Raw genomic sequence first — 21,353 nt, 5'->3', positions numbered from 1 at the left:
ACTTTCGCAACGTTCAACGTTGCGAAAGTGGCTTTCGCAACGTCCAGGACCCCTGAAGCGCGTGAAGGCCCCCTTCCCTCGGCTCAGCCGAGGGAAGGGGGCCTTCACGCGCAAACCGTCAGGGCTTGTGCGCCTTCAGGATCAACGAGACACCGCGCCGCGAGCGGGTCGGCAGGTAACGCTCGGCCGTGACGATCGCGGTCAGGGCCCGGTTGACCAGCCAAGGAGTGTGCTCGTTGAGCTCGTTGCCGCGCGCCGTGCGCCGCCGCAGCGCCACCACCGGCCGCAGCAGGACGTTCCAGCTCCACAGCTCCTCGACGACGAAGCCGGCGTCCTCCATGACCTTCCGCAGCGAAGCCCGGTCGTACCGCCGCACGTGGTGCACCGCGACGTCGTGCGCCGACCACAGGTCCATTCCGGACGGGACGCTGATCAGCGCGGAGCCGCCGGGCCGCAGCACCCGGAACAGCTCGGCGGCGGCCTGGTCGTCCTCCCGGATGTGTTCGAGGATCTCGAACGCCACCACCAGATCGAACGACGAGGACGGCAGCGGCAGGTCACGGGCGTCGGCGTGGATCGCGTCGAGACCGCGTGAGCGCGCGATCTCGACGGCGTTCTCGTCGTAGTCCGTGGCGACGACGTCCCAGCCGCGCGAGCGCAGCACCCGCGTGTTGCCGCCGCCCGCCGCGCCGATGTCGAGCGCGCGGCCGGGCGGCCCGAGCCGCTTCAGTTCGTCGGCGAGCAGATGCCGCTTCTCCCGGAACCACCAGTGGCGGTCCTCCATCTCGGTGATCCGGGCGACGTCCTCCGTCTTCACCGGCTCTCCTTCCGATGCCGGGCGAAGACCCAGCGGTCGAGGGCCACGAACCGCAGCAGCGTCATCAGCCCGTAGGCGACGATGAGCACGAGCAGTTCGACGACCGGCCCCGAGCCGGGGGCGATCAGATGCAGCCCGGTCACGGCCAGCGTGGTCAGCAGATACGTGGTGGCGAACAGGATCGCGGCCCGGGTGTGCAGGCCGAGCCGGTGCCCGCCGCCGCGGTTGAACGTCCAGCGCCGGTTCGCCTCGGTGTTGGCCACCCCGACGAGCACCAGCGCGACCAGGTTCGCCCCCGCCGGCGTCAGCGGGACACGCAACGGGAGGTACAGAAGCGTGTACAGCACTGTCGAAATGACACCGATCACCGCGAACCCGAGGAATTTCGCGAGGGTCGCGGCCCGCGGCTCGGCGAGCACGGCGTCCGGATGGGTGGCGCGCAACTGCGGGATCTCCGGCACGTCCACCCGTCCTCTCCCGGCGGCGATCGCCCGGCCCACGCGGACCAGGCCCTTCAGGTTCCCCATCGCGGTCTGGGTGACCTTGACCCGCGAATCGACGTCCTCGACCCAGTCCAGCGGCACCTCGTGCACCCGCAGGCCGTTGTGCTCGGCCAGCATCAGCATCTCGGTGTCGAAGAACCAGTGGTCGTCCTCGACCGCCTCCAGCAGCCCGGCCACCGCGTCGCGCCGGGCCGCCTTGAATCCGGCGGACGTGTCGGTGCTGCGCAGCCCGAACACATGCCGCGTGATCGCGTTGTAGGTACGGGACACGATCTCGCGTTTGAGGCTGCGGCGGATCCGCGAGCCCCGGCCGAGCCGGGTCCCGATGGTGATCTCGCAGTGCCCGCTGACCAGCGGCGCGATCAGGGGGAGCAGGCTCTCCAAACCGGTCGAGAGATCGACGTCCATGTAGGCGACGATGTCGGCGGTACTCGATCCCCAGGTCGCCTTGATCGCCGCGCCCCGGCCGCGGACCGGGATCCGCCGCGCGGAGATGCGCGGATTCCGCTCGGCCAGTTCGGTGGCGATCTCCCAGGTCCGGTCGGTACTGCCGTTGTCGGCGATGGTGATCGACCAGGGGAACGGGAAGTCGTCGCCGAGGTACGCGCTCAGCGTGGTGATGCAGCCCAGCAGGGCGCGTTCCTCGTTGAGCACCGGGATCACGATCTCGACGGTCGCCGTCGTGCGGCTTCCCGGAACGACACGGGGTGCCGCGGTGAGTTCAGCCGTCATGGGGCATCACGCTCCCGGCTTGCAGTCGAACAAGGCGGAGGTGAAACCCATCCACGGGTTGGCGGTGTAGGCGGGCGGCGGGATCCGCACGCAGTTGCGCACCACCCAGTCCTTGCGCGCCAGCGCGGTCGGGCTGTCGTAGGCGAACCCACCGAACAGGACGTACCGCAGCTGTCCACTGTGGACGGCGTCGGCGAGGCCGCCGGCGGTCGGCATCGGCATGGTGCCGACGAAACCGCCCATCGGCATCACGGACAGGCCCGCCCGGATGTAGGGCGAGGCACCGGTGCCGCCGACCGTGGCCAGATCGAAGCGCTCGCCGCGCTTGTTGGCCTTGAGGAAGCCGAGAAGCTTCGGGTCGGCGTCGGAGGGCATCATCTGGAACATGATCGGCGGGGGCAGCGGCATGGCCTGTCCGCCTGCCGCGCCGGGCTTCGGGCCGCCCGCCATGAGCTTGGTCAGGTCGATGCCGGTCGAGAGCGCGTTCGGGTTCGGGCCCGCGAGGGGGTTGAAGTTCTGGAACATCGCCGTGCGCGGATCCGTCGGCGGCTGGAAGGTGGGCGCCGCCCACGCGACCGGCCCGGCCAGCAGCGCGACCCCGGCGACGGCACCGGTCACGACGGCGAACTTCCCGGTACGGCGCACGAGCACCAGCACCGCGGCGGCGACGGCGGCGATCGCGACGACGGGCCGCAGCCACGGCACGTAGTCACTGGAGCGGTTCATCAGCACGAACGCCCAGGCGCCGGTGGCGAGCAGGCCGACCGGCAGGGCCCACGTGAAGCGGCGATCCGTCCAGGCGAGGTGCAGGCCTGCCGCGGCGATCGCGGCGATGGCGGGCGCCAGGATGCTCGTGTAGTACGGGTGGATGCTCTGCGAGAAGCTGAGCGCGCCGGCGAAGAGGACGAGCCAGCCACCCCACAGCAGCCAGCCCGCGCGCGTCTTGTCCGTGCGCGGCGCGCGGCCCGCGGCGACCAGGCCGACGACGAGCAGCAGCACGGCCAGCGGCAGCAGCCACGAGATCTGGCCGCCGATCAGGTCGTTGAACAGCCGGAAGACGCCGGTTTCGCCGCCCTGGTCGACCGGCGTGACCTTGCCGTCGGGCAGGACGGGCAGCTCGGCCGACTTCCCGGCCTTCGCGGCGTCCGCGCGGTCGAAGAGGTTGTAGGACCAGACCATCTGCCACACCGAGTTCGAGGTGCTGCCGTCCATGTACGGGCGGGAACCCGCCGGGGTCAGCCCGACGATCAGCATCCAGATCGACGACACCGCGGCGGTGACCGCTCCGGCGCCGAGCAGGTGCAGCACCCGCCGTCCCGGCGAGGCCGGCGCGGCGACGAGGTAGACGATCCCGAGCACCGGGAGGATGGCCAGTGCCATGGCGAGTTTGATGTGGAAGCCGACGCCGACGAGCGCGGCGGTGAGCAGCAGCCAGCGAGGGGACGCCTTCTCCAGCGCGCGCCAGAACGCGTAGGTCGCGACGAGCAGCGTCAGGATCAGCGTCGAGTCGGGCAGGTTGACCCGGGTTCCCGCGATCGTGATCGGGGTCGCGGCGAGCAGCACCGCGGCCAGCGCGGCGGGCGCGTGCCCGGCCCAGCGGCGCACGAGCACGAACAGCACGTACACCGAGACGGCTCCGGCGATGACGCCGGGCAGCAGCAGCGCCCAGGTCTCGTAACCGAAGACACGGACGGAAAGCGCCTGGAGCCAGAGCGCGCCGGGTGCCTTGTCGACACTCATGAACCCGGCGGGATCGTAGGCCCCGTAAAGGAAGTTGTGCCAGTTCGCGGACATGCTGCGCACCGCGGCGGCGTACGCGTAGTGCGCGGCGTTCCCGCCGATACCCCACCCGTAGGCGACGCCGGCGACGAGCGCGCTCAGGACGGCGATGCGCTTGGCGGCCAGTGCCGACAGCCCCGTCTTGGTCTTCTTCTTCGGCGTCCGCGCGGGCGGGGCGGCGCCCCGTGGCGGGGCGCTCGTGACCGGGGTGCCTAGGTCTTGGGACACGTTCTACTCCCTTCCCAGGAATAGGAGATGACGCGGCTCACGGACGTGAGATACGCACCGCGAATTCGTGATCGTCTCAAAAAGTGTCGCACCACGGTTTCGCGCGCGTCTTATCCCAGCCTGCTGGTTTTAACCGGACGGTCCTTTGAGGACAGTCACCGGCGCAGACGGACGGGAAGGGATTCGAGGCCGTGCATCACCATGCTGACGCGCCAGCGGAGACTCTCCGCGGGGACGGCCGCGCGCAGTTCCGGGAATCGCGTGAGCAGGGCCGAGAGCGCGATTCCGCCTTCGAGCCGGGCCATCGGCGCGCCGAGGCAGTGGTGGATGCCGTGTCCGAAGGCGAGCTGCGGATTGTCCGCGCGGTCGAGTGCCAAGGTGTCCGCGCCGGGGAACCGGGCGGGATCGCGGTTGGCGGCCAGCAAGGACACGATGACCAGCGAACCGGCCGGGATCGTCACGCCGCCGAGCTCGACTTCCTCGTTGGCGTAACGCATCGCCGCGTGCACAGGGCTCTCGTAACGCAGGAATTCCTCGACCGCGGCGGGCATCCCGTCCGGGTTCGCGCGCAACGCGGCGAGCTGTGCCGGGTTCTCGAGCAGGGCGAGGGTGGCGTTGCCGATGAGGTGGACGGTGGTCTCGTGCCCGGCGATGAGCAGGAGGAAGACCATCGACGTCAGCTCGTGTTCGGTGAGCCGGTCTTCGCCGTCGTGCACCGTGACGAGCGCCGAAAGCAGGTCGGTGCCGGGGTTCGCGCGTTTCTCGGCGAGGAGTTTCCTGACATAGCGCAGCATTTCGGCGGCGGCCGCGTCGAGTTCGTCGACGGGCAGCGCGCTGGCGGTGAGGATCTCGGTCCAGCCGTGGAAGGCGCCCGCCTCGTCTTCGGGCACGCCGAGCATCTCCGTGAGGATGCGGATCGGCAGCGGAAGGGCGAGCGCCTTGATCAGGTCGACCTCGTCGAAATCGGCGACGGCGTCGAGGAGTTCGGCCGTGATGGCCTCGATCCTGGGGCGCAGCTGGGCGATCCGGCGCACGGTGAACGCGGCGGACACCAGCTTCCTGAGCCTGGTGTGGTCCGGCGGATCGAGGTTCAGCATATGCGTGTTCATGCCGAGCCGGACGTCCTCGGACAGCCCGCGCCGATCGCCGACGGCGCCCGTGCGCCCGCTCAGCCCGGGATGCGCGAGCGCCTGGCGGACCTCGGCGTAGCCGCTCACCAGCCAGCCGGCGGTGCCGGAGGAGAGGGTGATCCTGCGGACCGGGCCGCTTTCGCGCAGTGCGGCGTAGGCGGCGTGCCTTTCTGGCGCGCCCCCGAACAGGAAATCGGAGCTGGAAGAGGTCACCGAATCAGGTTCCCGTGCGCGCCGCCGTGCCTTCTTCTCCTGACTTGCCCGCCGCCTATGAATAACGCACGAAGCGCGCGAGTTTATTGCACCTTTTTTCTTACGGCCTACTCGAAAACTGCTCGAAGAAATGGTTGACGATCTACGTTCGATGATCGTAACGTTGTTACCAGGACGCCGGGGGGCAACGGAACCCGCGCCTGGTGAAGTCGGAAAATTCCCAGCAATGAATCGGAGTTGATTACTGTGTCCGCAAAGCTTGCCGCCAAGTTCGCCGGTTCCGCCATCGCCGCTCTCGGCCTGATGGCCGTCGTCGCGCCGGGTGCCTCGGCCGCCGCGGCCGTGACGGTGACGCCGTCGTCGGGGCTCTCGGACGGTGCGGTGGTCCAGGTGACCGGAACCGGGCTGACGCCGGGCGCGACCTATCGCGTCGGCGAATGCGCCCAGGACGCGACGGGCCAGTTCCCTTGCAGCCCTTCGCAGCAGTCGCTGGTCGCTGACGCGGCCGGCAAGATCTCGGCCTCGGTCACCGTGCAGAAGAACTTCACCGGCGTGCTGCCCGACGGCAGCAGCTACGGCGCGGTGGACTGCACGGCCATCACCTGCGTCGTCGGCCTCGGTGACGCCGCCGGCAACGGTGGCGGCGTGATCATCAGCTTCAGCTGACGCTGACGCGAAAGCGGCGATGAAGGAATTGGGACGTCGCGTGTCCCAATTCCTTCATCGCCGGGTAAGCCTACTTCAGATGTCGCGATCGCGGAACTCGCGTGTTTCGCCTCCAATCACGCGAGTTCCGGCTCCAATCACGCGAATCACGCCGACGAGCACGGAAACTCAGAGCGTTTCCGCGAGCAGCCCCCGCTTACGCAGCAGCGGCATGACGCCTTCCCCGAAGGTATATGCCTCTTCGAGATGCGGCTGAGCGGAAAGGATCAGGTGGTCGAGGCCGAGCGCGTGGTACTCCTCGATCCGTTCGGCCACTTCCTCGTGGCTGCCCACCAGCGCCGTGCCGACGCCGGGGCGCACCAGACCGTAGCCCGCCCAGACGTTGGGGTGGATCTCCAGTGAGTCGGTGCGGCCGGCGTGCAGGGCCGCCATCCGCCGCTGGCCCTCGGATTCGGTGGCGGCGAAGCGTTCCTGCGCCTGCCGGATCCGGGCCGGGTCCATCCCGGCGAGCAGCTGGTCGGCCACCTTCCAGGCTTCGGCGGAGGTGTCGCGGCTGATCACGTGGAATCGCGTGCCGAAGCGCAGCGAACGCCCCAATGCCTCCGCTCGTTCCCGCGACCGGGCGAGGTGCGAGGCCATCGCCGACGGCGTTTCGCCCCACATCAGCAGCACGTCCGCCTGCGCGGCCGCGACCTCCAGCGCGGCCGACGAAGAACCGCCGAGAAACAGGGTCGGCCGCACCGGATGCGGCCGCGCGACCATCCCGGCCTTCAACGTGTAATGCGTGCCCGAGAAGTCGAATCGCGAACCCGGCCAAGCCTGCCGGAAGACGTCCATGAACTCGCCGGTGCGCGCGTACCGCTGGTCGTGGTCGAGCCAGTCGCCGTAGCGGCGCTGCTCGTCGGGGTCCCCGCCGGTCACGATGTTCAGCAGCAGCCGCGAATCGGAGACGCGCTGGAAGGTCGCCGCGGTCTGCGCGGCCAGCAGCGGCGAGATGAACCCCGGGCGCAGCGCGATCATGAACTTCACCGACCGCGTCGCACCCACGAGTGCCGAGGCGACCACCCACGGGTCCTCGCAGAACAACCCGAACGGCGTGAGCATCCCGGTGAACCCGAAGCGATCCGCGGCGAGCGCGACCTGCGTCAGGTATTCGAGGTCCGGCTCGCGACGGGCGCCTGGGGCCGCGACGCCGTCGGCGGTCTTGGCGATCTCCCGTCCGTCGCCGTGTGACGGCAGGAACCAGTGCAGTTGCAGGCTCATGAGTGCTCCCCGAACAGTGAGTGCGCGATCGCTTCCAAACCTCCCGAGGCGAGTCCCGCCTCCAGCCACAGCGCGCGCCGGAACCAGCGGTGCAGCGGGAACTCCCAGGTGACGCCCATGCCGCCGCAGACCTGGATCGCCGTCTCGCAGACGGAGACCGCCGCGCGGCTCGCGGCGTGGGCGGCGCAGGCGACCGCTTCGGTGCTGGGGGTGACAGCGGCGCGGTAGGCCAGCGAACGCGCGAGCTCGACCTCGGCGTAACCGTCGGCGAGCTGCTGGCTCACCGCCTGGAACGACCCGATGGGGCGATCGAACTGCGACCGCGTCTTCGCGTGGTCGACGGCGATCGCCAGCGCCCGGTCGGCGACGCCGATGGCCTCGCCCGCGAGCAGCGTGGTCGCCCGGCTCCGGATCGCGGCGAGCAGCGGCGCGGCGGAAGGCGGCCCGGCGAGCAGCCTGCCCGCGGCACCGGCCAGCGCGACGTCCGACGCCGCCCGGAGCGGATCGACGCCGTCGCGCGCGGAAAGCGAAACAGCGGCGGGGTCGACGCCGAACAGTGCCACCCCGGCCGGAGTGCGAGCCGCGACCACGATCTCCGCGGCGACGTCGGCGTGCAGGACGGCCTGCACCGCGCCGTCCAGCCGCCAGCCGTCGTCGCGGCGGGTCGCGCGGCAGGTACCGGAGCCGTCGGCGAGCGTCGCCGGGCCGGGGAGTCCGACTCCCGCGGCGCGGTACACCGGCAAGGCGAGCCCGGTCGTGGCGAACCAGGGCACCGGATGCAGGACGCGCCCGCCTTCCTCGGCCAGCAGGACGAGTTCGGCCAGGCCGAGGTCCGGATCCAGCCAGCCCTGCCGGACCAGCTCCGGCCAGGCGGCCAGGTCCTGCCCGCCCTCGTCGGCCAGCGACCCGATCCGCTCGAAGCCGTACGTGTTCTCGAGGTAGGTGCGGGCAGCGGCCTTGAGCCAGGCTTGATCCTCGGTCAACGCGAAGTCCATCGGTCGCCCCTAACGTGATTTCGGCAGGCCCAAGACCCGCTCCGCGACGATGCCGCGAAGGATCTCCGACGTCCCGCCCTCGATGCTGTTGGCCCGGCTGCGCAACCGCTGGTGCTGCCAATAGCCGCCCCAGAAGGCGTCGGTCCCGTCGGCCGCCGCGCCCGCGCCGAGCAGCCGCAGCGCGAGCGCGCTCACCCGCTGGTTCGCCTGCGACCAGCGCAGTTTCAGGATCGAGCTCTCCGGCCCGGGCTCGCCGGTCCGTTCCATCGCGGCCAGCGCGCGGTAGCCGGTGAACCGCAGGCCCTGCAGGTCGACGTACAGCTCGGCGATCTCGGCTCGGACGCGGGGGTCGGCGCCGCACGCCTTGGCAGTCTTGACCAGCCTGTCGAGCTGCACGGACAGCCGGGCGGTGAGGGTGATGCCGAACGTGCCGCGTTCGTGCGCGAGCGTGGTCAGCGCGACCCGCCAGCCCTGCCCTGGCTCGCCGAGTACGCAGTGGTCGGGGATTTCGACGCCGCTCAACAGGATCTGGTTGAAGTCGGTGTCGCCGGAAAGCTGACGCAGCGGCCGCACCTCGACGCCGGGCGCGCGCATGTCGAGCAGGAAACAGGTCAGGCCGCGGTGTTTGGCCGCGTCCGGATCGGTGCGGGCGAGCAGCAGGCAGTGGTCGGCCAAATGGGCGTAGGAGGACCAGACCTTTTCACCGTCGACGACGTAGCCGCCCTCGACTCGGCGGGCCCGGGTACGCACCGAGGCGAGATCCGAGCCGGCGTCCGGCTCGGAGAAGCCCTGGCAGAAGATCGTTTCCCCGGAAAGGATCCGGGGGAGGTGCTCGGCCTTCTGCGCGTCCGTTCCATAGTGGACGATCGCGGGGCCGACCATGCCGAGCCCGATCACCCCGGCGTGGTCCGGCGCCTCGGCCAGCGCGCTCTCCTCGGCGTAGATGGCTTGGTACGACGGGGAAAGACCGCGGCCACCGTGCGCGGCGGGCCAGGTCAGACCGGCGTATCCGGCCGCGTGCAACGCCTTGCTCCAGGCGCGCAGTTCGTCGGCGGACCACGCGCGAGGCGCGCTCGGCGTGGCTTCGGGTAACTGTTCGGCGAGCCAGGCTTTCAGGCCCGCCCGGAATGCCGCTTGATCTTCGCTGTCGTCCAGCCGCATGTACGCACCATAGCCAGCGCCGATGATCGTGAGGGGATGCGCGAACCATTCCCGCAACTACGGAGAACCCCCGGTCGGCACCGCAATCCGAGAGACGTTCCCCCGTCGTGGGCCGCACCACGATGGGGAAGCCGGGCACCGCGTCCGGTGGAGAGGCAGGTACCCGCGTGGCCGCGCTGAACGACCGGACCCCGGTCATCGTCTCCGCCGTCCGCACCCCGCTCGGCAAACGCGGCGGGGTGCTCGCCGGGCTCAAGGCCGTCGAGCTGATGCGGCACGTCCAGCTGGAGGTCATCGCCCGCGCCGGCATCGAACCCGGCGACGTCGAGCAGATCATCGGCGGCTGCGTGACCCAGTCCGGCGAGCAGAGCCTCAACGTCACCCGCAACGCCTGGCTCAACTCCGGGCACGACCCGGCCGTCGGTTGCTCCACAGTGGACGTTTCCTGTGGCTCGGCCCAGCAGGCGAACCACCTGATCTCCGCGCTGATCGCCGCGGACGCCATCGACACCGGGATCGCTTGCGGCGTCGAGTCGATGAGCCGGGTGCCGATCGGGACGAACCTCTACCAGGGGCCCGGGCACTACAAGACTGCCGACTACCCGTGGGAAGACCCGCCGAAGGCCCAGTTCGGCGGTGCCGAGCGGATCGCCGCTCGGGAGGGCATCGGGCGCGCGGACGCCGACGACTACGGCCTCCTTTCCCAGCAGCGGGCGGCGCGGGCGTGGGAAGAAGGCCGGTTCGATCGCGAGGTCTCCCCGGTCGATTCGGTCACACGCGACGAAGGCGTCCGCGACACCACGCTCGAAGGGCTCGCCGCGTTGCGCCCCAATGTCGAGGGCGCCGTCCACACCGCCGGATCGACTTCCCAGATCTCCGACGGCGCCGCCGCCATTCTCTGGATGTCGTACGGGAAGGCCCGCGCACTGGGCCTGACCCCGCGGGCGCGGCTGGTCGGCCAGGTCGTCACCGGCGCGGATCCGTACTACCTGCTCGACGGGCCCGTGGTCGCCACCGAACGCGTACTGCGCAAGACCGGGCGCCGACTGTCCGATGTGGACATCTGCGAGGTCAACGAGGCGTTCGCCGGGGTGGTGCTGAACTGGGCCAAGGCGCACGGCGCGGACATCGACCGCGTCAACGTCAACGGCGGCGCCATCGCCCTCGGCCATCCGCTCGGCGCGACCGGGACCCGGCTGCTGGTGACGGCACTGCACGAACTCGAACGCACCGACACCTCCACCGCGCTGATCACCATGTGCTGCGGCGGTTCGCTCGGCACCGCCTCACTGCTGGAAAGGCTTTGACCATGCGCGAAGAAGACTTCTTCCGCCGGGCGCGCGCCGGTTCGGTCGGCCCGCTGGAAGGCGTGCGCGTCCTGGACGTGACGAAGGTCTGGTCCGGCCCGCTCGCCACCTGTGTCATGGCGGACATGGGGGCCGACGTCGTCCGCGTCGAACTCGCCGACGGCCACGACGGCGAGGTGCCGCCGAACATCCCCGGCACCGGCCTGTCGTGGTTCCGGGAGACCGTGCACCGCAACAAACGCAGCGCGGGGCTGGATCTGCGTGACGACGTCGACCGCGCCCGGTTCCTGGAACTGGTGGCGCACGCGGACATCGTGGTCGAGAACTACAAGCCCGGGACGCTCGACGGCTGGGGCGCCGGATACGAGGCCTGCCGCGCGGTGCGCGAGGACATCGTGTTCGTGTCGGTGTCCGGCTTCGGGCAGTACGGCCCGAAGTCGCATCTGCCCGCCTATGATCCCGCGATCCAGGCCGCGGCCGGCTGGATGTCGCTCAATGGTCTGCCGGAAGGCCCGCCGGTGCGCGCGCCGACGTTCCTCGCCGACGAGCTGGCCGGCCTGCACGCGGCGATCGGCGGTCTCGCCGCGCTGGCGCACCGAAACAGGACCGGTGAGGGACAGCACGTCGACGTGTCCATGGTGGACTGTCTGCTCGCCAGCAGCAGCGGCTTGCCGACGCTCGCCGCGGCGGGCGCACCGCCGCAGCGGCTCGGCAACGAGACGGACTTCGTCGTCCCGGCCAACGTCTACGCGTGTGCCGACGGCCATTTGTATCTCGCCGTCGCCATCAACCGGCATTGGCGCGCGCTCGCCGAGATCATCGGCAGGCCGGAGCTCGGCCGCGCCGAGGGGTTCGGCACGGCGCCCGAACGGCTGGCCAACCGGGACGCGGTCAACGCGATCGTCGCGGGCTGGTGCGCGGGACGTCCACTGGCCGAGGCGCTCGAAGTGCTGAACGGCCGGGGCCTGGTCGCCGCGCCGGTGCGCACGCTCACCGAGGCCGTCGCGGACGAACACGTCAAGGCGCGCGCGATGTTGCAGGAAACGGTGCTGAGCAACGGATCCGTCGCGCCGATCGTCGGGCCCGCGGTGAAGTTCTCCCGTACTCCGACGAAGGTCCGTCGTGGTGCGCCGCGGCCGGGCGCGGATACCGAAGAAGTGCTTTCGGAGCTCGCGGCAAACGATGAGAAGAACAGTTTGCGCCGCGCTTCATAAAATGAAAACAAAGTGTGCTGGAAAACGAGGAGGCGTCGTGGCGGAGCACCACCGGGCCCTGATCACCGGGGCTTCACGAGGGATCGGCCGGGCCGTGGCGCTGCGGCTGGCCCAGGAGGGCTACGCCGTCGCCGGCTGTTTTTCGAAAGCGAGCGCGGCGTCGGCGGAAACCGAAGAGGACATCGCCGCGATCGGGGTTCCCTCCTATTTCGCGGAATGCGATGTCACCGATTCCGAAGCCGTCGAGCGATTCGTGAAGGACGCCGAAGAGAAACTCGGCACGATCGATCTGCTGGTCAACAACGCCGGTATCACCAAGGACAGCCCGCTGGTGCTCGCCAACGCCGAGGACTGGCACGCGGTGCTCGACACGAACCTCACCGGCACCTGGAACTTCTGCCGTGCCATGGCCTTCCGGTTCATGAAGAACCGCGGCGGCGTCGTGGTCAACATGTCCTCGGTCGCCGGCGTCTACGGCCACGCGGGCCAGACCGCCTACTCCGCCAGCAAGGCCGGGATCATCGGCTTCAGCAAGTCGCTGGCCAAGGAGGTCGCCGGGCACGGCGTCCGGGTCAACGTCGTCGCGCCCGGCTTCATCGAGACGGACATGACGGGCGCCCTCGGCGACAAGCAGCGCGCCAAGGCGCTGACCCAGATCCCGGTCAAGCGGTTCGGCACCGGGGAGGACGTCGCCGAACTCGTCGCGTTCCTGGTCTCCGACCGCGCCTCCTACATCACCGGTCAGGTGCTGCAGGTCGACGGGGGGATCACGCTGTGACCGGGCTTCCCGACTACGCCGCGCCGTTGCGGGCGGTCGACCTGCTGGACGTCCGTGCGTGCGGGGACGACCTCGAGCTGGTCGCCCAGATCACCGTGGACGGCAAGGAACCCAATCTGCGCGGGCATTTCCCCGGCCAGGCCGTGTACCCCGGCATCTTCGTCATCGAGACGCTGGAACAGGCGATGCGCGAGGCCGCGAACGCCCGGCTGCGCACCGTCCGGTCAGTCCGCTTCCTCGCCCCGGTGCTCGACGGCGATCGCATGGTCCTCACGGCCACCGCGAAGCGCACCGAGGACGGCTGGGACGTCACCGGGAAGGCAGCCCTCGGCGAGACGACGACGGCCAAGATCCGGGCCACTTTCGAAGAGGAGGCGGAATGACCGAGCATCACGACATCCGGGTCCTGCTCCCGCAGCGGTATCCGCTGCTGCTGGTGGACCGCGTGCTGGAACTGGTCCCCGGCGAGTCGATCGTGACGATCAAGGCGGTCACCGGCACCGAGCCGTGCTACGCGGGGATTCCCGACGGCGCGCCGCCGAGCCGGTACGACTACCCGAAGTCGCTGATGATCGAGTCGTTCGGCCAGAGCGCCGCGCTGCTGTGGCTCGACGGCCGCGCGCCGGTCGAGGACGACGACACGACGTTGATGTTCATCGGTGCCCGTGACTATCGGTTCACGGGTGCCGCCCGCCCTGGTGACGTGCTCCGCCACGAGGTCCGCCTGGAGTCGGTGCTGGCCGACACGGCCTTCGCCACCGGCCGGACCTGGGCCGGGGATCGCCTGATCGCCACCGTCACCACCCTGACCGCGACGCGGCGCCCTGTGCGGGCCGCGGCGTGAGAACCGCACGGGACAACGAAACCGGAGGATCGTCATGACGCAGACCGACACCCAGCTCGAGGAGCTCCGCGAGCTGGTCGCCGAGGTGCTCGAGCTCGAGCCCGAGGAACTCGAGGACAACGGGGACTTCATCGACGACTACGAGGCCGACTCCCTGCGCGCCATCGAGATCCTCGCCCGGATCGACAAGCAGTACAAGATCGAGATCCCGCAGGCCGAACTGCCCGAGCTGCGCACGCTCAAGGCGGTCAACGACGCCCTGATCCGGCACTCCGTCAAGAAGGGATGAACCGTGGCCCGCGTTGTCGTTACCGGGGTCGGCCCGGTGTCGAGCATCGGGATCGGGATCGCCGCGTTCGCCGAGGCGCTCCGCACCGGCCGATCCGGGATCTCGCCCATCACCAGCTTCGACCCGGCCGGGTTCCCGCACCGGAACGCGGGCGAGGTCCAGACCTTCGATCCGGGTGCCCAGCTCCGCCGGGTCGACCCGGCGAGCTGGGGCCGGTCCAGCCAGTTCGCGGCCAGTGCCGCGCGGCTGGCGGTGGCCGACGCCCGGCTCGACCTGACGTCGGTGACGCCGGGGCGTGCCCACGCGATCATGGGCACCACCAGCGGTGAGTCCGCGGTCGCGGAGGCGCTCACCGAGCAGATCATCGACGGCGGATTCGCCGCGCAGGACCCGGCCCTGCTGACCCAGCTGCCCGCCAACCGGCTGGCGAACGCGGTCAGCGAGGAGCTGGAGCTCGCCGGGGAGTCGCTGACCATCGCGACCGCCTGCTCGGCGAGCAACTACGCGATCGGTTACGCCTACGACCTGCTGGCCGGCGGCGAGGCCGACGTCGTCTTCGCCGGCGGCGCCGATTCGGTGTGCCGCTGGGCGCACGCCGGCTTCTACCGGCTCGGCGCGCTGGCGAAGGACGCCTGCACCCCGTTCGACAAGGATCGCGCCGGCATCCTCACCGGTGAGGGTGGTGCCGTGCTCGCACTGGAGACCTTGGAGCACGCCACGAAGCGGGGCGCCACGATCTACGCGGAACTGCTCGGGTACGGCGTCAACTGCGACGCCATCCACCCGGTCACCCCGGACGCGCCGACGGTCGCGGAATGCATGCGCATCGCGCACCGCAATTCCGGGATCTCACCGTCCGATGTGGACTACATCTGCGCGCACGGCACCGGCACGCAGGTGAACGACCTGGTCGAGAGCAAGGCGGTGCTCGAAGTGTTCGGCGAGCGTCCGCCGCCGATCAGCTCGATCAAGTCGATGCTCGGCCATACCATGGGCGCGGCCTGCGGGTTCGGGGCGATCGCCTCGACCATCGCGATCGACCGCGGTTTCCTGCCGCCCACGGTCAACTGGACCACCGAAGACCCGGAGCTGGGTGTCGACCCGGTGCCGAACGCGGCCAGGGCGGCGAACGTGCGGGTGGTCCAGAACGACGGTTTCGCCTTCGGTGGCAACAACGCCATCGTGATGTTGGGAGCGCCAGAATGAGCGGTGTGGTGGTGACCGGCTGGAGCGCGCTGACCTCCGCGGGCGTCGGCGTGGACGCGCTGGCGAAGCGGCTCGAGCTGGCCGAGGCCGGTCAAGTCCAGAAGGGCCAGGAGATCGGCGATCTCTACGAGGAGCCCTTACCCGCGGCGAACGGGCACTTCCTGCCGAGCTTCAGCCCGCGGGAGCATCTGGGACGCAAGGGAACCAGCACCTACGACCGGGCCACCGGGCTCGCCGTGGTGTGCTGCCAGGAGGCGCTGCGCGAGGCCGGGGTCACCCTCGACGACGAGGTCCGGCCGCGGATCGGTGTGGTGCTCGGGACCTCGCTGGGCAGTTTCAAGTCCACCAGCGACTACACGCGCGAGACCCTCGTGCAGGAGAAGCCGTACCTGGTCAACCCGATGCTGTTCCCGAACACGGTGATGAACTGCGCCGCCGGCCAGGTCGCCATCCGGTTCGGGCTGCGCGGGGTGAACACCACCATCGCGGGCGGCACGCTCGGTTTTCTCAACGCCCTGCGTTACGCGGGCAACGCCATCGACCGTGGCCACGTCGACGTCGTGGTCGCCGGCGCGGTGGAGGAGTTCACGCCGCACCGCGCGTGGTCGACGCATCTGACCGGGGCGACCGAGGCCGTCGCCGCCGGTGAGGCGGCCGGGATGTTCGTGCTGGCCAAGGAGGACACGCCGGAGTGGGCGGGAACGCGGCGGCGCGCCGGCGTCCTCGCGGTCGCCACGGCGTACGGGCCGGGCGGTGGTGACGCCGCTGAAACCGCGCTCGCCGGATGTGTGCACCGGGTGCTGGCGAAGGCTGGTACGAATCCGTCCGAAGTGTCCACTGTGTACACAGGCGAGGCCGACGACGGCGACTGGCGTGAGTACGGCCCGATCGTCCGGGCACTCGGCCATCGTCCGGAACGGGTCATGGTCAAGCGGCTGTTCGGCGAATGCGACGCGGCTTCGGGTGCGGTGGCGCTCGGTGTCCTGCTCGCCGAAGAGCGCGATGCCCGGCCCGGCGGGCTGTGCCTGCTCACCGCACGGGGCGCGGACGGCGCTGTCGGCGCCGCCATCGTGAGGAGGTACGCCGATGGCGGTCCTGATCGCGGGTAGCGCGGTGCGCACCTGCCTCGGTTCGGGAGCGGAGACGTTCGAGGGCCTGCTTCGCGGCGCCTGCGGCGTCTCACCGCTCCGGTACGGCGATCCGGAGAAGCTGAATGTCGCCTATGGCTACCATGCCGACCTGGCCGACGAGCCGTTCCGCGCGGGACGGCTCCTCGCCGAGTGCCTGAAGGAAGCCGTCGCACAGTCCGGTGTGGACACCGCCACCCAGCGGGTCGCCGTCCTCGTCGGCACGGGGCTGCGTGAGCTGTCCGCGGTGGAACGGCTGGCGCTCACCGGGGAGACCGTGTCCGCCGATCGGCTGGACTTCGCCGACGTCGTGGCCGGGGCACTGCCCGGCGTCACGGACGTGACCACGGTCGTCAACGCGTGCAGCGCGGGCGGCCACGTGCTCGCGCTCGCGCAGGATCTGCTGGAACTGGGCGAATGCGACGCCGTCGTGGTGGCCGCCGCGGACGCGATGACGCGGTCGATGCTCGCCATGGTCGGCCGCGTCGCCGAGGAACCGACTGAGCGGGTGCGCCCGTTCGACCGCGACCGCACCGGCGTGCTCCTCGGCGAGGGCGCGGCGGTGCTCGTCGTCGTGCCCGGGACCTGGGACGGCCCGGCGCTCGGCAAGGTCACCGCGACCGGCCTCTCCTGCGACGCCTACCACGCCACGGCGCCGGACATCGAGGGCATCGCCCGCGCGATGTCCGACGCCTACACGCGTGCGGGCCGCATACCGTCCGATGTGGACGTGGTGGTGGCGCACGCGACCGGCACCGCGCTCAACGACCCGGTCGAATGCAACGCGCTGCGCAAGGTCGTCCTCGGTGGCGGCGGGAACCCGCTCGTCACCGCGGTCAAGGGCGCCACGGGGCACACTTCCGGCAGCGCCGCACTGGTCAATGTGGACGTCGCGCTGCGGATTTTCGCCTCCGGCGAGATTCCCGCGGTCACCGGCCTTTCCGAACCGCTCGACGAGGCGACCGGACTGCGCCTGGTCATCGGCGAAGCCGTCGCCGCCCGGCCGGAACTGGTACAGGTCAACGCGTTCGGCTTCGGCGGGGTCAACGCCGTCACACTGCTGGAGCGGGCATGACCGGCCGCGCGGGCGAGACCCGCCTGCTCCTCACGGGCTGGAGCCTGCACCTGCCGGGGATCGCGGAGTTCGACGGCGCGCCGCCGGAGAAGGCCGCCACCGTCCTCGGACGGAAAGGCCTGCTGTACAAGGAACCCTCGACCCGGTTGGCGTTGTGCGCGGTCCATCGCGCGCTCGGCTGGGAGCCGGGGCAGCGGGCAGGCGGGCCGATCGAAACCGGCACCGCGGTGGTCGCGTGCAGCAACCTCGGCAACGTCGAGACGGTCGCGAAGGTCACGCGCGCGGTCGAGGCGGAAGGCGGCCGGGCGGTGAGCGTGCTCGACGCGCCCAACGTCTCGCCGAACGTCGTGGCCAGCACGGTCGCGCTGTGGTTCGGTTTCGGCGGCCCGAACCTGATGCTGTGCTCCGGCAGCACGGCCGGGCACGCCGGCCTGCGGATGGCGAGCCTGCTGCTGCGCTCCGGCCGGGCGACGCGGGTGGTGCTCGTCGGGGCCGAGCCCGACGACGAGATCGCCTCGATCCTGCACGACGGGCCGCTGCGCGCGGGGAGCGCGTGCGCGATCCTCGAGCCCTGGCGCGAAAACTCCGGGCACGTCGTCGTCGACGTCGCCCCAAGCGAGGCCGTGCGGCGCACGGTCGGCCCCGGTGGCTTCGACGTCAAGGAACGGTGGGGCGACTTCTACGGCGCGCACGGGGTCGTGGAGCTCGCGCTCGCCGCCCACCTCGCCGTCACGGAAGGCGAAGGCCGCGTGGGCATCGGCCCGCGGCGTCCGGACGGCGGGCCGTCGGTTTCGGTCACCGTCACCGAGCAGAGCGATGAGATGGGGTTCCGGTGAACGGTTCGGCGGTGAAGGCGCACACGCTCGCGCCCGGCAGGCCCGGTGCGCCGCTGGTGCTGTTCGCGCACGGGATGGAAGGCCACTGGAAGAGCTGGACGCCGCTGGCCGCGCACCTCGATCAGGGCTACCGGATCGTTTCGCTGGAGCTGCCGTGGAAGGCGGGCAACGACTTCCGCTGGCGTAACCGCTCCTTCGGCAAATGGCTCGGGGACGGGCTGGAGATGGTCGGCGCCACCCCAGACGTCCTCGTGGCGCATTCGTTCGGCGCCAACGCCGCATTGGAGCTGATGTGCGCGCTCGACCCGCGCGTCGGTTCGTCGGTGGCGTTGTTCTGCCCCTTCTACCGCCTGCCCCGCTACGAGGTGACCTGGCGGATGTTCGAACGCTCGCGCGAGACGTTCACCGCCCACGTCGGCGAGGGTGTCCGCGCGCGGCTCGGCAAACGAGCGGCCTCGCTGGACCCCGAGGTCGTCGACGGCATGGTCAAGATCGCGCTGAACCGGGCCGGCCCGCTCGGCTTCGCGGCGGTGTTCGACCGCTACGCCGCGAGCGCCGACCTCCAGCTCGGCAACGTCGAGATCCCGACGAAGGTGCTGGTGGGCGGCCTGGACCCGACGCTGCCCGCCGAGTCCGCGCGCGTCCTCGCCGACGGCATGCCGGGCGCGACGCTGCACACGCTCGACCGCGGTGACCACTTCTTCCACGTCCGCTACGCCCGGTACGCCGCGGCCGAGGTGACCGGCCTCGTCGAAGACGTCCGGACCCTTCCGAAGGTAGGTGAACTCCGATGACCGCAGTCCTGCGGCCAACCCGGACCGTCACGCACGGCCGCCCCGCGTTCGAGGGCGCCAACATCCGCACCTGGATCGGTTTCAAGCACTTCATGTACCTCGTCGAGCAGGGTGTCCTGCAGTGGCTGCGTGACCAGGGCAAGAGTGCGCGCGATCTGTTCCTCGAGCACGGTCTCGGCGCGGAGATCGTGGACTGCTCGGTGCAGCTGCCCGCGGTGCTGGAACTCGACGACGAGGTCGAGGTCGAGGTCACGCCCGGGCGCGGCGACAAGCTGAACGTCCAGCTCTCGGTGGTCCGCGGCGGCGAGAAGGTCACCGTGCTGCGCGGCAAGGTCACGGTCGCGCTGGTCCGCGAACGGGCGGCCGACGCGAGGGCCGCCGCTCCCGAGGCACTGGCGCATCTGGAAGTCCCGGCGCTGAAGTCCATTGTGGAGCGGATCGCGATCCCGGCCGGGGAGACCGCCGAGTCGGTGCTGACCGCGTCGCCGGGCGCGTTCCTGTGGTCGTGGCGTGCCCCGTACTTCTACTGCCACTACTCCGACCGCGTCCAGCACTCCGGTTTCGTCCGGACGCTGGAGGAGGTCGTCGACCGGTACCTGGCCGACCGCGGCATCTCCGTCGGCCGCATGCTGACCGAACGCGACTGGATCCCGGTCGTCTCCCGGGCCAGGGTGCGGCTGCTGGAGGACGCGCGGATGGAGGAGACGGTGCACACCGTCTTCACCGTCACCGACATCCTGCGCGGGGTCATGTTCGACGGCCGCATGGACTGCTATGTCCAACGTGGACAGGAGCTCGTCCCGGTCGCCACCGCCCAGATCCTGCACGGCTACGCCATCGCGGCCGGGCCGGGCGCGGGCGGCATGGCCGAACTGGACGAGGGTGTCGTGCACGCGCTGATCGGGGACCGGACGTGAGCCGGCCCGCCAAGCTGTACTTCTCGCTGCGCAGCCCGTACAGCTGGCTCGCGATCAACAAGCTGCGCGACGAGGTGCCCGGCGCCCTCGAACAGCTGGAGTGCTACCCGTACTGGGATCCGGACACGGTGACCGGCGCCGGCCTCGACGAGCGCGGCGGCGAGTTCCACTACGTGCAGATGAGCCGTGCGAAGCATCTGTACATGCTGATGGACACCAAACGGATCGCCGAGGCGCAGGGCCGCAAGATGGCCTGGCCGATCGACATCGAACCGTGGTGGGAGCTGCCGCATCTGGCCTGGCTGCGGGCACGCCGCGAGGGTGTCGAGTGGCCGTTCTACGACGCGCTGAACGAGGCGCGCTGGGGCCGCGGCGACAACATCTGCGAGCCCGACGTCGTGCGGGCGGCGGCCGAGCAGGCCGGGCTCGATCCGGAGCTGGCCGTCGGCGCGGTCGACGACCCGGAGATCCGCGCCGAGGGCGTCGATTGCCTCTACCAGGCCTATCTCGACGACATCTTCGGCATCCCGTACTTCAAATGGGGCCGCCACCGCTACTGGGGATTCGACCGGCTGGACGGCTTCCTCGGGGTCTGGCGGCCGACGGTGCGAGAGGAGCGAGCGGCATGAGCGAGGACCAGGAAGCCACGGTCACCGAGCTGCCCACCGACCAGTGGTACGGCGTGCCGTCCGAACTGCTGGACGAGGGCGCCGCCTACGACTGGGACAGCCCGGGCGGCTGCGGATGAGAACCGTCGAGGAGGAACGGCTCTACCGCAAACAACGGCTGGCGGCGACCATGCGGCTGTTCGCGGTACGCGGTTTCGACGAGGGCGCGGGCGGGCACGTGACCGCCCGCGACCCCGGCGATCCGGACCGGTTCTGGATCAACCCGTTCGGTGTCCACTTCGGACACGTGCGGGTCAGCGACCTGCTGCTGGTGGACGGCCGGGGTGAGATCGTCGAGGGCGACGGGCGGATCAACCCGGCCGGGTTCGTCATCCATTCGCATGTCCACGCCGCGCGGCCCGACGTCGTCGCGGTCGCGCACGCGCATTCCACCTACGGGCGCGCGTGGGCGGCGCTCGGCCGCAAGCTCGACCCGATCACCCAGGACGCGTGCGCGTTCTACGAGGACCACGAGGTCTTCGACGAATTCGGCGGCGTGGTGCTGGATTCCGACGAGGGCAAGCGGATCGCGGTCCGGCTCGGCACGGGCAAGGCGGTGATCCTGCGCAACCACGGGCTGCTCACGGTCGGCGGCACGGTACAGGAGGCGGCCTGGTGGTTCACCACCATGGACAGCTCGTGTCACGTGCAGTTGCTCGCGGAGGCGGCCGGGAACCCGGTGCGGATCGAGCCAGAGGTCGCGCGGCACACCGCGTCGACCATCGGGACGCCGGGGATGGGGCGGCTCAATTTCCGCCCGTTGTACGCCGATCTGGTGCGGCGCCAACCGGATTTGCTCGACTGAGGGGAA

23 protein-coding genes are annotated in these 21,353 nt (G+C 70.5%); 16 read left to right on the top strand and 7 right to left on the bottom strand.

Features of this window, described 5'->3' with window-relative positions:
• Window positions 1-118 precede the first annotated feature (118 nt).
• The 4 genes from AORI_RS74135 to AORI_RS74120 form a co-directional block, all read right to left on the bottom strand.
• Window positions 119-817: a class I SAM-dependent methyltransferase gene (locus AORI_RS74135; RefSeq protein WP_016336909.1), complete on the bottom strand. Its 699-nt coding sequence runs from the start codon at window positions 815-817 to the stop codon at window positions 119-121.
• Window positions 814-2,052: a glycosyltransferase gene (locus AORI_RS74130; protein WP_016336908.1), complete on the bottom strand. Its 1,239-nt coding sequence runs from the start codon at window positions 2,050-2,052 to the stop codon at window positions 814-816. Before AORI_RS74130 ends, AORI_RS74135 begins: the two co-directional genes overlap by 4 nt.
• A gap of 6 nt (window positions 2,053-2,058) precedes the next feature.
• A complete protein-coding gene (locus tag AORI_RS74125) occupies window positions 2,059-4,059 on the bottom strand; it encodes an ArnT family glycosyltransferase (RefSeq protein WP_016336907.1) in 2,001 nt (666 codons plus the stop codon).
• A 155-nt stretch (window positions 4,060-4,214) separates the two neighbouring features.
• The gene (locus AORI_RS74120; RefSeq protein ID WP_016336906.1) at window positions 4,215-5,402 is read right to left on the bottom strand and encodes a cytochrome P450 family protein; all 1,188 of its coding nucleotides are present in this window, start codon (window positions 5,400-5,402) and stop codon (window positions 4,215-4,217) included.
• A 246-nt stretch (window positions 5,403-5,648) separates the two neighbouring features.
• Here AORI_RS74120 and AORI_RS74115 point away from each other — a divergent pair, with 246 nt between their 5' ends.
• Window positions 5,649-6,068 (top strand): enediyne antibiotic chromoprotein, encoded by a 420-nt coding sequence (locus AORI_RS74115; protein ID WP_016336905.1) that lies wholly within the window; start codon window positions 5,649-5,651, stop codon window positions 6,066-6,068.
• Between the two features lie 168 nt (window positions 6,069-6,236).
• On the opposite strand, the gene AORI_RS74110 is transcribed toward AORI_RS74115, so the two are convergent.
• From AORI_RS74110 to AORI_RS74100, 3 genes are read right to left on the bottom strand one after another with little or no spacing between them, the layout of a single operon-like run.
• On the bottom strand, window positions 6,237-7,331 hold the full coding sequence (locus AORI_RS74110) for an LLM class flavin-dependent oxidoreductase (protein ID WP_016336904.1): 1,095 nt from the start codon (window positions 7,329-7,331) through the stop codon (window positions 6,237-6,239).
• Window positions 7,328-8,326, bottom strand: a complete 999-nt coding sequence (locus AORI_RS74105; RefSeq protein ID WP_016336903.1) for an acyl-CoA dehydrogenase family protein — start codon at window positions 8,324-8,326, stop codon at window positions 7,328-7,330. Before AORI_RS74105 ends, AORI_RS74110 begins: the two co-directional genes overlap by 4 nt.
• Before the next feature lie 9 nt (window positions 8,327-8,335).
• Window positions 8,336-9,487, bottom strand: a complete 1,152-nt coding sequence (locus AORI_RS74100) for an acyl-CoA dehydrogenase family protein (RefSeq protein WP_043849145.1) — start codon at window positions 9,485-9,487, stop codon at window positions 8,336-8,338.
• Between the two features lie 167 nt (window positions 9,488-9,654).
• On the opposite strand from AORI_RS74100, the gene AORI_RS74095 reads away from it, so the two are divergent.
• The 15 genes from AORI_RS74095 to AORI_RS74030 are packed head-to-tail and all read left to right on the top strand — an operon-like array spanning window position 9,655 to window position 21,347.
• Window positions 9,655-10,794: a steroid 3-ketoacyl-CoA thiolase gene (locus tag AORI_RS74095; RefSeq protein ID WP_016336901.1), complete on the top strand. Its 1,140-nt coding sequence runs from the start codon at window positions 9,655-9,657 to the stop codon at window positions 10,792-10,794.
• Between the two features lie 2 nt (window positions 10,795-10,796).
• Window positions 10,797-12,008, top strand: a complete 1,212-nt coding sequence (locus AORI_RS74090; RefSeq protein WP_016336900.1) for a CaiB/BaiF CoA transferase family protein — start codon at window positions 10,797-10,799, stop codon at window positions 12,006-12,008.
• A gap of 37 nt (window positions 12,009-12,045) precedes the next feature.
• A complete protein-coding gene (gene fabG / locus AORI_RS74085; protein WP_016336899.1) occupies window positions 12,046-12,786 on the top strand; it encodes a 3-oxoacyl-[acyl-carrier-protein] reductase in 741 nt (246 codons plus the stop codon).
• On the top strand, window positions 12,783-13,169 hold the full coding sequence (locus AORI_RS74080; RefSeq protein WP_016336898.1) for an ApeI family dehydratase: 387 nt from the start codon (window positions 12,783-12,785) through the stop codon (window positions 13,167-13,169). The genes fabG and AORI_RS74080 overlap by 4 nt, the downstream gene beginning before the upstream one ends.
• A complete protein-coding gene (locus AORI_RS74075) occupies window positions 13,166-13,630 on the top strand; it encodes a 3-hydroxyacyl-ACP dehydratase FabZ family protein (RefSeq protein WP_016336897.1) in 465 nt (154 codons plus the stop codon). The genes AORI_RS74080 and AORI_RS74075 overlap by 4 nt, the downstream gene beginning before the upstream one ends.
• Before the next feature lie 34 nt (window positions 13,631-13,664).
• The gene (locus tag AORI_RS74070; RefSeq protein WP_005155526.1) at window positions 13,665-13,919 is read left to right on the top strand and encodes an acyl carrier protein; all 255 of its coding nucleotides are present in this window, start codon (window positions 13,665-13,667) and stop codon (window positions 13,917-13,919) included.
• 3 nt (window positions 13,920-13,922) lie between these two features.
• Window positions 13,923-15,125, top strand: a complete 1,203-nt coding sequence (locus tag AORI_RS74065) for a beta-ketoacyl-[acyl-carrier-protein] synthase family protein (RefSeq protein WP_016336896.1) — start codon at window positions 13,923-13,925, stop codon at window positions 15,123-15,125.
• Complete coding sequence (locus AORI_RS74060) at window positions 15,122-16,234, top strand: beta-ketoacyl synthase N-terminal-like domain-containing protein (protein WP_016336895.1); 1,113 nt, start codon at window positions 15,122-15,124, stop codon at window positions 16,232-16,234. Before AORI_RS74065 ends, AORI_RS74060 begins: the two co-directional genes overlap by 4 nt.
• The gene (locus AORI_RS74055) at window positions 16,212-17,327 is read left to right on the top strand and encodes a beta-ketoacyl synthase N-terminal-like domain-containing protein (RefSeq protein ID WP_016336894.1); all 1,116 of its coding nucleotides are present in this window, start codon (window positions 16,212-16,214) and stop codon (window positions 17,325-17,327) included. Before AORI_RS74060 ends, AORI_RS74055 begins: the two co-directional genes overlap by 23 nt.
• On the top strand, window positions 17,324-18,163 hold the full coding sequence (locus AORI_RS74050) for a beta-ketoacyl synthase N-terminal-like domain-containing protein (RefSeq protein ID WP_016336893.1): 840 nt from the start codon (window positions 17,324-17,326) through the stop codon (window positions 18,161-18,163). The genes AORI_RS74055 and AORI_RS74050 overlap by 4 nt, the downstream gene beginning before the upstream one ends.
• Entirely contained in the window at window positions 18,160-18,957 is a 798-nt protein-coding gene (locus tag AORI_RS74045; protein WP_016336892.1) for an alpha/beta fold hydrolase, read from the top strand. The genes AORI_RS74050 and AORI_RS74045 overlap by 4 nt, the downstream gene beginning before the upstream one ends.
• Window positions 18,954-19,874, top strand: coding sequence for a thioesterase family protein (locus AORI_RS74040; protein WP_016336891.1), 921 nt, complete (start codon window positions 18,954-18,956; stop codon window positions 19,872-19,874). The genes AORI_RS74045 and AORI_RS74040 overlap by 4 nt, the downstream gene beginning before the upstream one ends.
• Complete coding sequence (locus AORI_RS74035) at window positions 19,871-20,503, top strand: 2-hydroxychromene-2-carboxylate isomerase (RefSeq protein WP_016336890.1); 633 nt, start codon at window positions 19,871-19,873, stop codon at window positions 20,501-20,503. Before AORI_RS74040 ends, AORI_RS74035 begins: the two co-directional genes overlap by 4 nt.
• Complete coding sequence (locus AORI_RS84650; RefSeq protein WP_255355367.1) at window positions 20,500-20,622, top strand: hypothetical protein; 123 nt, start codon at window positions 20,500-20,502, stop codon at window positions 20,620-20,622. Before AORI_RS74035 ends, AORI_RS84650 begins: the two co-directional genes overlap by 4 nt.
• The gene (locus AORI_RS74030; RefSeq protein WP_016336889.1) at window positions 20,619-21,347 is read left to right on the top strand and encodes a class II aldolase/adducin family protein; all 729 of its coding nucleotides are present in this window, start codon (window positions 20,619-20,621) and stop codon (window positions 21,345-21,347) included. The genes AORI_RS84650 and AORI_RS74030 overlap by 4 nt, the downstream gene beginning before the upstream one ends.
• The last annotated feature ends 6 nt before the right edge of the window (window positions 21,348-21,353 follow it).

The organism is Amycolatopsis keratiniphila (assembly GCF_000400635.2).
Taxonomy (GTDB): Bacteria; Actinomycetota; Actinomycetes; order Mycobacteriales; family Pseudonocardiaceae; genus Amycolatopsis; species Amycolatopsis keratiniphila.
This window is presented reverse-complemented; position numbering and strand designations above follow the sequence as displayed.